Source organism: Nocardia albiluteola (assembly GCF_018860155.1).
Lineage (GTDB): Bacteria > Actinomycetota > Actinomycetes > Mycobacteriales > Mycobacteriaceae > Nocardia > Nocardia albiluteola.
The window spans coordinates 41,006-51,150 of record NZ_JAHKNI010000026.1 but is presented as its reverse complement, the minus strand read 5'-3'; the positions used below and the strand labels follow the sequence as shown (position 1 = coordinate 51,150).

The 10,145-nt window shown below is 67.2% G+C and carries 8 protein-coding genes and 1 pseudogene; 1 reads left to right on the top strand and 8 read right to left on the bottom strand.

The window, feature by feature from the left end; translation table 11 throughout:
* Positions 1–12: 12 nt before the first annotated feature.
* The 8 genes and pseudogenes from KO481_RS40945 to KO481_RS40915 all read right to left on the bottom strand — a co-directional run bounded on the left by KO481_RS40945 (position 13) and on the right by KO481_RS40915 (position 9,056).
* The gene (locus tag KO481_RS40945; RefSeq protein WP_245402238.1) at positions 13–1,893 is read right to left on the bottom strand and encodes a non-ribosomal peptide synthetase; all 1,881 of its coding nucleotides are present in this window, start codon (positions 1,891–1,893) and stop codon (positions 13–15) included.
* Positions 1,890–2,915 carry an HAD-IIIC family phosphatase gene (locus KO481_RS40940; RefSeq protein WP_215923953.1) on the bottom strand — a complete coding sequence of 342 codons (1,026 nt, stop codon included), beginning with the start codon at positions 2,913–2,915 and terminating at the stop codon, positions 1,890–1,892. The genes KO481_RS40945 and KO481_RS40940 overlap by 4 nt, the downstream gene beginning before the upstream one ends.
* 3 nt (positions 2,916–2,918) lie before the next feature.
* Positions 2,919–3,899 (bottom strand): beta-ketoacyl-[acyl-carrier-protein] synthase family protein, encoded by a 981-nt coding sequence (locus KO481_RS40935; protein ID WP_215923952.1) that lies wholly within the window; start codon positions 3,897–3,899, stop codon positions 2,919–2,921.
* Entirely contained in the window at positions 3,896–4,990 is a 1,095-nt protein-coding gene (locus KO481_RS44605) for an acyl-CoA dehydrogenase family protein (RefSeq protein WP_215923951.1), read from the bottom strand. Before KO481_RS44605 ends, KO481_RS40935 begins: the two co-directional genes overlap by 4 nt.
* The gene (locus tag KO481_RS40925; RefSeq protein ID WP_215923950.1) at positions 4,987–5,265 is read right to left on the bottom strand and encodes an acyl carrier protein; all 279 of its coding nucleotides are present in this window, start codon (positions 5,263–5,265) and stop codon (positions 4,987–4,989) included. The genes KO481_RS44605 and KO481_RS40925 overlap by 4 nt, the downstream gene beginning before the upstream one ends.
* A gap of 683 nt (positions 5,266–5,948) precedes the next feature.
* Entirely contained in the window at positions 5,949–6,083 is a 135-nt protein-coding gene (locus tag KO481_RS44200; RefSeq protein ID WP_281066302.1) for a hypothetical protein, read from the bottom strand.
* Between the two features lie 123 nt (positions 6,084–6,206).
* On the bottom strand, positions 6,207–7,052 hold the full coding sequence (locus tag KO481_RS40920) for an NmrA/HSCARG family protein (RefSeq protein WP_215923949.1): 846 nt from the start codon (positions 7,050–7,052) through the stop codon (positions 6,207–6,209).
* Between the two features lie 533 nt (positions 7,053–7,585).
* Positions 7,586–9,056, bottom strand: a pseudogene (locus tag KO481_RS40915) (biotin carboxylase).
* A gap of 156 nt (positions 9,057–9,212) precedes the next feature.
* Between KO481_RS40915 and KO481_RS40910 the strand changes: the two are divergent.
* Positions 9,213–10,100 (top strand): alpha/beta fold hydrolase, encoded by an 888-nt coding sequence (locus KO481_RS40910; protein WP_215923948.1) that lies wholly within the window; start codon positions 9,213–9,215, stop codon positions 10,098–10,100.
* The last annotated feature ends 45 nt before the right edge of the window (positions 10,101–10,145 follow it).

Here is a 10,145-nt window from a genome sequence, read left to right as displayed (position 1 = left end):
TTACGGTGTCCTTCACACCTCGAAAGCCAATGGCGTGCTGTCCGCCGGTTCGGACTCGATTCGGGTCGCCGGATCCGCCGACAGCGCGTCCGCCTGTGCGGCCACGGTGTCGAGGTCGAACAGCATCCCCACCGAGATCGCACCCGGCCACCCGGCCTCGAGGCGCAGATGGAGTGCGACCACCCGATGGGAGTTGCCGCCTACATCGAAGAACCGGTCCTCACGGTCGAATTCGTCGTGCAGCAGCACTTCGGACCAGATCTCGCCAACCGCCCGTTCGTTCTCGGTCCAACCATCCCGTGACGGGACCGTGCGCCGTTCGGGACGCAAGTGCAGCAGCGCACGCAGGGCCGCTTCATCGAGCTTGCTGCTGCCCGGTGCGATCGGCAGGGTGTCGACCGCCACGAACCGTTCCGGAACCGATTCGGGCACAAGCCGTTCCGCGCAGTATCCGGTCAGCGCGCCGACGGTGGGCGGTGGCGCGACACCGGCCGCGGGCACCCAGAAGGCGGCCAGGTACACGACATCGTCGGAGTCCATCGCATCCAGCACGACCGCCTCCTGCACGGCGGGATGTGCCTGCAGCACCGCTTCGACCGCGGCGCGTTCGACCCGGACGCCCCGCACCTTCACCTGACTGTCGGCACGCCCGTGGAATTCGATGTGACCGCTGCCGTCGACCCGCGCGAGATCGCCGGTGCGGTACATGCGGCCGCCCGGTTCGGTCGCGAACGGGTCGGCCACGAACCGGGCCGCGGTCAGTCCGGGCCGTGCCGCATAACCGTCGGCGACCTGTCCGCCCCCGAGGTACAGGTCACCGCGAGTACCCCAGCGGACCGTCCGGAGCGAGCCGTCGAGAATGTGCGCCGTCGTGCCGTCGGTCGGCGTGCCGATCGGCACGACGGGCTGCGGCGTCTCCGACACGACGTGGCAGATACAGGTCACGGTCGCCTCGGTCGGACCGTATTCGTTGTGCAGGCTTGTCGAGGGCAGCACCTCGCGGTGCTCTTCGACGAGGCGAATCGACATCGGCTCGCCGCAGAGCGTGACGATCCGCAGCGTCGACTTCAGCTCGGCCAGTCGCGGCAGCAGCAGCCGGTAGAACGAGGGCGTCGCAACGAAATGTGATACGCCATGGCGGACAGCGAGTTCGGCGACCACGTCGACGTCGGGCAGCATCTGGGCGTCCGGGAGCACACTGGTGCCGCCGACGGTGAGCGCCCAGGCCAGTGCCGAGAGGGAGCCATCCCAGATCAGGCGCATCGCCGAGAAGGTCACGAGCTCGCCGTCGGTGTACGGATAGTTCCGTGAGCCGATCAAGGTGGCGAGGTTGGCCCGCGATACGACGACGGCCTTCGGCTCACCCGTCGAACCGGACGTGGTGATGACGTACGCGGGCGACCGCAGCGGCGGCTGGTCCGGCAGCGCCACGGCGGGTGGCTCGGTGTCCTCGGCGATATCGAGCACCGCCGTCGCCGTGCCGGTCACCAGCGCGGCCACCTCGTCACGCGTCGTGGAATCGTCGCGCCCGTCGATGATCAGCGCGGTACAGGTCGCGTCCGCCACCACCGAACGCACCGCCGATACGGGACGGCCCGGTTCGACCACACACCACGCCGCGGCCGCGCGCAGAGCCGCGATCATGCCGATCAGAGTGTCCAGGCTCTGCCGTTGGTACACCATGACCGTCTGTCCGGGCCGCACGCCCGCGGCAACCAGCCTGCGCGCGAGATGTGCGGTGGCAGTGGCGAGTTCGCGGTAGGTGAGCGACCGGTCCCCCACCACGAGCGCGGTGCGGTGGGGTACCCGCTCGGCCTGCTGGAGGATTCCCCGCAGCAGGTCCGTGGCCTGGTCACCGCCCACCCGGCCACCATCCCTCATTGCTGTGCTCATCGGGCCACCTCGACATGGCCGGTTCCGCTGATGTCCTCCGGTGGCACCGTGCATACGAGCACCACACGGTCACCGTCGGATTCGAGCACCTCGAATCCGGCGAATCTGAGGGTCACGAGCATCACCCGGTTGACCGGGGTCGCCACGAATTCCGCGGTCGGCCGTCGGCCCGCCGCGCGTGCGCGGCGGACGATTTCGCGAATCAGCGCCGTCCCGACTCCGCGCGACATCACTCGGCAGGACATGAGCAGCAGGAGCAGCACCGAATCGGAGCCGCGGATCTCCGAGACCGCCAGTCCGATGGTGCCGTAGCCGCCGAATCGGTCACGCAGGGATGCCACGAGCACCTCGTGGCGTGGTGACGCGCACAGTTCCCGCAGTTCGTCGATATCGAAGGTGACCCCGGTGGTGTTGAGCTGATGGGTGCGGACGGTCAGCTCGTTGGCCCTGGCAAGGTCTTCTTCGGATGCCGCGCGCACGGTCATGACCAGGCCCAACGACGCAAGGAAGTCCGCATCCGAGCCGGCGAATTCGGCCGCGCCGACACGGCGGGCGCGTTCGGCGCGATAGTACGAGCGGCGGTGCCGCGCTTCGGATGTCACTGTCCCGGGCGTGAATTCCGGAAGGTTCGGCAGCTCGGGTATGCGATCGACCGGATAGCACCGGACCTCGGGACAGGAGGTCGCCACCTCGGCCAGCTCGACCGGATCGTTGTCGACGAACGCTATGGTCTCGCGCCCGATATCGAGCGATTCCGCGATCCGGCGGATCGCCTCCGACTTCGGGCCCCAGCCGACCTCGACCGCCGAGAACACGTCCTCGATGCCGTGCCTGCGCAAATGCGCTGTGGCGGCTGACAGTTCGCCGCGGCTCGCGACGGCGTGCAGGATTCCGCGTTCGTCCAGGGTGCGGATCGCGCGTAGCACTTCGGGTTTGGGGATCCCGCCATCGGATTCGAGGACGACGCCGGGCCAGATGGTGTCGTCGAGATCCCAGACCAGGCATTTCACCATTGCCACCACCGCTCATACCCTCCGCATCAGGCCGGCGCTCCACGCGGCCACCGGACTGCTGTTCAACAGCAGCGCATATTCACCGGACGCGCGGGTGGCCGCCGCGGCCTCCAGGTTGACCAGCATGTCCACCGAGCCCAGATGCCCGTATGCCGCCAGATTGCTCCGGCAGGCCGCGTCGATGGTGGCGTCGAGGGCCTCCTCCCAGAACGCGAACGCACCGCCGGACAGGTTCTGCATGAGGATCGGCCCGACCGAGCCGAGCCGGACACCGTTGCGTTCCAATAGTTCTGGAATGATGACGTCGAACCGCTTCTTGCTTTCGACCGCCAGCCGGAACGAGTAGGTGGATTCGTCGGCGCATTCCTCGGTCCATGCCGCCGACGGGGTGTCGCGGTAGTCGATTCGGAACAGGTCCGCGTATTTGCCGTCGCTGCGCAGGATCTGGTCGACGAACTCCCAGCGCCCGCCGGAGGCAGTGACCAGCAGCGCCGCCGCGCCGTCGCCGAGCAGTGTCATGGGTGGGCGGTAGCGGTTGCGGGTTGGGGTCTTGGCCGCGGCGACGACGAGAATCGTGCGGTATCCGGCGTCGGCGCGCAGCAGCGCCGCGGCGAGGGTCAGCGCGGCGGAGACCGATACGCAGCCGAGATCGCCCACACCTGCGGTGAAGGCGCGAGTGGCGCCGATCCGGTGTTGCAGCCGTGTCGTTTCCGATGCCAGCAGGTACTGGGGTGCGCGCCCGGTGACCAGCAGCAGCGCGTCGACGTCGGCGGCGTCGAGCCCGGCCTCGGTCAGCGCCGCCGTCGCCGCCGCGCCGGCCAGGTCCACCTCGGATAGTTCGCCCGCTGTGTGCACCGTTTCGATGCCGAGTGCCAGCGCGTGTTCGCGTCGGTGTGCCGGAAGTTCGTCCAGTTCGGCCAGGGTGGCCACTCGGGCGGAGGTGGCGGGGAACCGCGTTGCCACCGGACCGAGCCGCACCGGAGCGTTCATCATCGCGCACCCCGCAGTACGTACTCGCCGATGGTCACCTCGGCGACCTCCTGTGCTCCCTCGATAATCTGCATGACCTTGGCGTCGCGGTAGAACCTGCCGACGCGGCTGTCCGGTGCGCATCCCGCCGCGCCCAGCACCTGCACCGCCCTTTCACCGACCACGGCCGCGGCATGGGCGGCCGCGTACTTCGCGGCGATGGTCGAGACGAGGGCGTGCGCAGATCCGGCGATCCGATCTTCGGTCGCGCGCTCGCAGATGGCTTGTGCGCCTTCGACATCCACCCAGCAGCGGCCGAGCGTCGCACGGATCAGCTGGTGCTCGGCGAGTGCGGAACCACCCTGAACGCGGGTGGCGGCGTGCGCGGCGGCGTCGGCGAGACAGGCTCGCGCGATCCCGACGCACCCCCACGCGACGGTGAACCGCCCGTGGTCCAGGGCCGTGCCGACGACATGGGACAGGCCGAATCCCGGCGGTGCGATCAGTTGCGCGGCGGGTATCCGCACGCGGTCGAACCGAATATGGGCCACCCTGGCGCCGCGCAGGCCGAGCTGGCCCTCGACCGGCTCCACGGAGACGCCGGGACGGTCGCGTTCGACGAGTGCGGCGCACAGTCCGCCGTCCGCCGTGCCGAGTACCAGGAACACGTCGGCAACCTGGCCGAACGTCACCCACAGTTTGTGTCCGGACACCAAACGGTCCGCGCCATCGGCCTCGAAAGTTGTTGCGACACCTGCCAAGTCGGTCCCGGCCCCGGCCTCGGTCGCCGCCAGCGCGGCAACGACCTCCCCCGCGGTGAGCCCGGGCAGCCAGGCGCGGCGCTGCTCGGCGGTGCCCCAGCGATCCAGCGCGGCGGCGACCATGCCGTGCACCGTGACCAGCGATCGCAGACTGGTGCAACACTGTCCGAGCGTCGCCGCGATTCGGCCGAGTTCACGCGCATCCAGTCCCGCACCACCGAATGTCACCGGCCGATCGGCGCCCAGCAGCCCGGTCCGGGCCGCGAGCGTGATCATTTCGTCGGGCAAGCCATCGCGATCCCACCGGGCCGCATCCGATTCCGCGGCCGCGACCACCTTTTCGACATCGATCACGACGGCCCGGTCCCGGACCGCTTGCGCTCGATGAACGCGGCCGCGCGGGCCGCGGTCCGGAAGTTGCCGAGATCGAGATCCTCGACCTCGACCGAGATCCCGTAGGTCTGCTCCACGTGGACGACGATCTCCAGTGCCCGCAGCGAGTTCACCAGCCCCAGCTCGAAAATATCGTCGTCACTGCCCAATTCGGCGGCGGCGATCGAACCGAAGTACGCCCGCAACTCCTCCGCCAACTCCGCACGGTGTGCCACGACCGGCTCCACCTGTTCCACGCGCACCCTCACCTCTCGACGTCATCCCGGTGGCGAATGGCCGTGCGCCCTCGCTCCCGCGGAACATGACAACACGGCCACGATCACCCGACAAGCCCCGAATTCCGCTGGCGAGAACACGTGGTGCCCGCGGACTTCGGGGTCGGGATATGCACGGATGCCACTGATTTCGCTATTCCGGACGTTCGGCGAGCACATTCCACGTGTCGCCGCGGCAGTGCCCCAACGCACGTCGGAGACGAGCAGTGTCGAGTGTGAGTACCCATGGAGATCGAGGTAGGTGTTGTTGCCGCTGCCACCGGTATTCGCGTACGGGAGCCAGGTGAAGAAGGGCGACCCGCCGCGGTCGTATTCATTACGGCCGGCCTGCGCGGCCCACCTCGCCCGCTACACCGGAAGCTCCCGCATCCACTGCACCTCGGACCTGCTTGCCTTTCCGATGTTGCCCCGAGCACCAGCTGAGGCCACTGGCCATGAGACGGCCGGAGGTGGAACGGTTTGTGCGGTGGATGCAGGAGACCCGCCGGTTCGAACCCTCCACCGTCGCTCGCCGCACTGCCGTGCTCACCGGGTTCTACCGCACCTGTGTCATCGACGGAGTCCTGGAGCACTCACCCGCGGAGTACGTGCGCCGACCACGGTTATCGAACGAGTCTCCGACGCTGGGAGTTTCGCACCTGCAGTTAGAGGCGCTGCTCGCAGCGGCGCGAGATTCGACACACGCCAGCGATTTCGCGTTGGTGGCGATGCTCGGGTTGCTGGGACTGCGGATCTTCGAAGCCTGCGGATCCGATATCGACGATCTCGGCGAAGAACACAGGCATAGAGTACTGCGAGTTGTCGGCAAGGGCACCCAGGTCGTTCTGGTGCCGCTGCCACCGGCAGTGGGCCGGGCACTCGACCGATCGTGCGGTGGCCGCGTGGGCGGCCCCATTCCGGCGTCAGCGTGTGAAGGTTCGTCGCGTCCAGTCACGAAACGACGTCCACTCGATCTCGGGGTTCGCGCGATGCAGAGCATCGATATCGACGCGATAACCACCGCCGTTGAGGAATGTCCACATGGCGTGCATATCTGCGTTGCCGATAGCGTCGAGTGGAGTCTGCCGATGGATGACGGGGCGCCCCAATGCAGCGCCGATCGCGGCGGCCATCTCGGCTGGGGTGGGGGCATCGCCGGCCAGCTCGATGCGTTCGCCGAGATACTTCTGCGGTTCGGCCAGAACGTGAGCGACGAACTGCCCCAAATCTTCTCGCGCCAGCTGCTGTAGCGGCCGATCGGCGGGCAAGGACAGCTCCAGCACACCATCGAGCAGTTCTTGCCGGCCGCCGAGAGCATTGTCGAAGAAGTACGTCGGCGCGACAACGGTCGCCGGGAGTCCGCTGGCGGTGAGCTCCTGCTCGATCACCGCCTTGCTCTCGAAATGCGGAATCGTGGTGTTCTGATCCGCCGAGGCCACCGAACTGAACACCAGATGCGCCACCCCCGCATCACCGGCCGCGCCGATGATCGCCCGTCCCTGCCGGACCTCCTCCTCCACACCCGCTTCGAACGGCGTGGTCACAGCGAACACGCCCGCGACGTTCGCCATCGCCCTCGCCAGTGCGGCCCGATCGTCCAGCGATCCACCCACCAGCTCCACACCCCACTCGCCGAGCCGTTGTGCGCGCGGACTTCGGGTATCACGCACCATAGCTCGCACTGCCGTCCCACGCGACAGCAATGCATCGACAACAGCCCCGCCTTGTCCTCCTGTAGCCCCGAGCACCAGAACCGAAGGATTTGTCATAGCTTACGGTATCGCAAACCTGGACGGGGACGCTTATCCGCCGACCACTTACCCGATATGGCGGCGGCTACCGCCCGGTCCTCGTGGACAACTTCGGTAGCCATCGCGAATTATTGTTTTCAATCCTTTTTTGACGCGACCTGAAAAGATTCTGATCCACGGGATTTGACAATTGCGCAATCCGGCCAGGGCACTGTGCGCGGCGGGGCTGATCGGCCGAAGTCCCGTTAATCAGGGCGCGGGAGGCGGGGGGCAGTTTCGTCATGCTCCTGCTCTCCTGGGCTCAACCGGCGCGGCGAGCCGATCCGCAGTGAGCCGCCCAGGCCGGAGATGTCCCAGCAGTCGTCGCACACCGCCGACCGCGACATCGGCCGCTGCGCTTCAAGCTGGCGAGGCGTCGCAAACGCGCTTGTCACCACAGCGGCTGACTACGACCAGGTACGGTTTGACCGTCAGCGGGGACGACAGGAACGCCTGGATCAGGCGCTCGCGCTCGATGCCAGGTTCGTCGAGCAGATCGTGCAGCCCCCTGCTCACGCTCGGGCAACGAGCCGCGAGACGATCGGTGTGGCCGCCTCACCCGGCACCAGGGGTGTTGAGGCGAACTCCGCCTTGATGCCTTCGACCCAGCGCCGGGCGCGCTCGGTGAGCTGGTAGTCGTTGGTCTGCAGGTGCCCGCGGGTGACGAGCACGCCGAGTTGGGCGCCCTTGCAGCGTAAGTCGCCCGGCGCCGCGACACGCATGTAGAAGGCCTCGGACTCGTCGATCAGCGAGTCCCAGTCGTTGCCCCAGCGCGCAAAGGAGATGCGCCCGTCGTCGTCGAGGTGCCACACACCTGTGCGTGGGGTCGCGGTCAAGAGCTCGAGATCCGGCGAGGTCTCTGTGATCATCAGCTGACCCCAGAACCTCGTCCTCGCCATAGCCCCGCTCCCAGCGCGAGTTGATCTCCTCGACGTCGAGCTCGTACTCCACGTCCATGTACTCGAGCAGGTGGAAGAGGAACAGCGGCATGTCGGCGTGGGCCTCGGTGGTCAAGTTCGTCATCGTGCTTACGCCGCTCACGCGCGGGTTCACCTCGCCGAGGTAGAACTCGTCCGAGTCCAGGTCGTGCAAGAGGTCCACCTCGAAGTAGCCGCAGTACCCCTCGCGGCGCAGGACGTCGCCCAGCTTTCGCACCATCTCTCGCACGGTGTGCGTCTGTCCGGGCGGCAGCACCCCGCGCCAGACATCATTGCCGCACCAGCCGCCCATATACGGAGTCAGCTCTGGATAACCGACGAGACTCGTCATCGCGGTGCCGACCACGGTGCCGTGGCGGGTCACGGTGCCCTCGAGGCAGACCTCGACATTGCGGATGCGCTTCATGACCTTGACTTCCTGCTCGACCAGGTCACCGGCCCAATGGTCCCAGTCGCGCTGACCGCGCAGAAAGAACGTCTCCGTGCCGGCGTCGCCATAAGCGGCCTCGACGACGAGGTCATCGCCCAGCCCAGCGCCCTGTGCGAGCGCCAGCAGTTCGTCGTAGGAGCCGACTCGTCCGATCACGTTAGGCACGCTCGGCACGCCCGCCTCCTCGGCTAGGCGCGTCATGACGATCTTGGAGCCCAGGCGATGGCGCAGCGCCGCCGACGGGTGCATGACCTCGAGCCCCGCCTTGTGCGCGAGGGCCTGGGTCTCCTCGTCAAGCATCACAAAGCATGCCTTGCCACCGGGCCCTCGGTGCGCGATGAACTCGAGTGTCTCGGGATCGCACAGGAGGTGATTGCACACGTCCTCAATGCACCCGAAATCCCTGCGGTCGCGCCGCCGGGGCATGAACACGCGCGGATGTGCGCCCTCGAAAGAGTCAAAGTACGTCAGGTAGAAGAAGTTCCGTACCCAGCGGTCGATGCCTAGTAGGTTGAACGGGGTCGGCGAGATGAAGTACAGCGGTACGGCGTTGGTGTGAAAGAACGCGCGTACCTCCGAGATGCCGTTCAGCAGCCGGCGCGGCTCGGGCTCCATGCCACAAGTGTGCACCTGCCCATGGCCGCGTGGAAGTATGGAGTGCCCAATTCGAATTCGCCCTCGACCTGCCGCTCGACGGCGCCGACAGGCTACCCCGGCAGGACTAAATTCACGCGGGACACATGCAACCGCTGGACCCCACGGAGAGTGGAGATGACGAACCTGACCCCACGGGTCGCGGCTTGGCGGCGATCAGGCACGTTCGAGCAGGTCGGAGGCCACAAGATCTTCGTACGCGAGCGCGCGGGAGCCGCGGATCTACCGCCGCTGCTGTTCCTGCACGGATATCCGTCGAGTTCCTACGACTGGCGAGGCGCCTTCGATCTGATCGACGGGCACCCACTGGTTGTGTTCGATTTCCTCGGCTACGGACTGTCGGACAAACCGCGGGATAAGAAATACTCGCTCGGAATACAGGCCGACATTGCCGAGGAACTGGCGCAACGGTTCGCCGGCGAGCCGGTCGTCATGGTGTCCCACGATATGGGCAGCTCGGTCGCGACCGAGATCCTGGCACGCGACATCGACGGGACATTGTCGTTCACGCTGAAGTCGGCGTTGCTGTTCAACGCGAGTCTGGTCCGGGAGCGGGCCAGCCTGCTGCGGGGACAGAAACTCCTGCTGAGCCGGTTCGGGCCGCTTGTCACTCGGCTAACCACCGAGTCGTCCTACCGCCGTTCGTTCAGAGGCATCTTCTCCCGGGCGCACCCGCTCGGCGCCGAGGAGGCGGCAGACCAGTGGTCGCTGCTGGCCTGCAACGATGGTCACCGCATGCTGGACAAGCTGATCTACTACAACCACGAACGCGTTACTCCACCGACCTCCGACCGCTGGCACAACGCATTACGTACCTGGCCCGGCCGGCTGGAGCTGGGTTGGGCCGAGCTGGACCCCATCTGCACCGAGGCCGTGCTCCAGGCGGTACTGCGCCTTCGCCCGCACGCCGTGGTGACCCGCCTGCCGGATTTGGGCCATTACCCCCAGATCGAGGACCCCGAGGCCGTCTACGGCGTCATCCGGCGACACGCGTCGCAAGGGTGAACTCCACCGCGAATCCCATGCGGCTCGTGCCGGTGCCACCCGAGT